This window comes from Halomonas cibimaris (genome assembly GCF_039537045.1).
GTDB classification, from domain to species: Bacteria; Pseudomonadota; Gammaproteobacteria; order Pseudomonadales; family Halomonadaceae; genus Vreelandella; species Vreelandella cibimaris.
The window spans coordinates 1-617 of sequence record NZ_BAAAZT010000033.1 but is presented as its reverse complement, the minus strand read 5'-3'; the positions used below and the strand labels follow the sequence as shown (position 1 = coordinate 617).

Annotated in this window: 1 protein-coding gene; it reads left to right on the top strand. The window is 49.6% G+C overall.

Going from position 1 to position 617, the window contains the following annotated elements:
- The first annotated feature begins 183 nt into the window (after positions 1-183).
- Positions 184-597, top strand: a complete 414-nt coding sequence (locus ABD654_RS05600) for a hypothetical protein (RefSeq protein ID WP_344703113.1) — start codon at positions 184-186, stop codon at positions 595-597.
- Positions 598-617 lie beyond the last annotated feature (20 nt).

Sequence of the window (617 nt, the reverse complement as noted above, 5' to 3'; positions counted from 1 at the left end):
GCCTGGCGGCGCACACGGCGCTGGAGCAACTGTTTGCCGGTGAGGTGCCTGCCTTCATGCGAGAGGACGAGCTGGATCAGGCAGCATGAGCTAAATAGTTACAATGCTTTTTTCCTACCGGGCTGATTCAATATATCGGTAGGTCCATATATAACCGAAGCACGCAACAAAGGAAGTTCACATATGGGTATATTTTTGGAGTTACCCGAATTGCTGGAAACATGGCTGCGCAATACCGATGCGAGCAATGTGACTGGCGTTTTCTTTTTATTGATTCTCGTTTTATTTTTCTCAGCCATTGTCTGCTATATAAAGGACTGGCTGCGCAGCCTAACGCATTACACGCCTAACCTTCTGACATCCTTGGGGATGTTAGGTACCTTTGTGGGTATCGTGATCGGGCTGTTGCATTTTGATCCCGATAATATCGACGACAGCATCAGTCTACTGCTGGGCGGGCTACAGACGGCCTTTATGACTAGTCTTTTCGGCATGACGATGACCATGGTCTATAAAGTGGCGACCGGTATGCCCTGGCTGCAGCCCAAGCAGGATGTAGGCACCGGCCCTGATGAAGTGGGCCCGGAGCATATTTAAGTGCCTGATCCAAAATATTC

What these genes read in the sequence shown, in the direction of transcription:
- ABD654_RS05600 (WP_344703113.1), top strand. Translation starts at nt 184, where the DNA reads ATGGGTATATTTTTGGAGTTACCCGAATTGCTGGAAACATGGCTGCGC.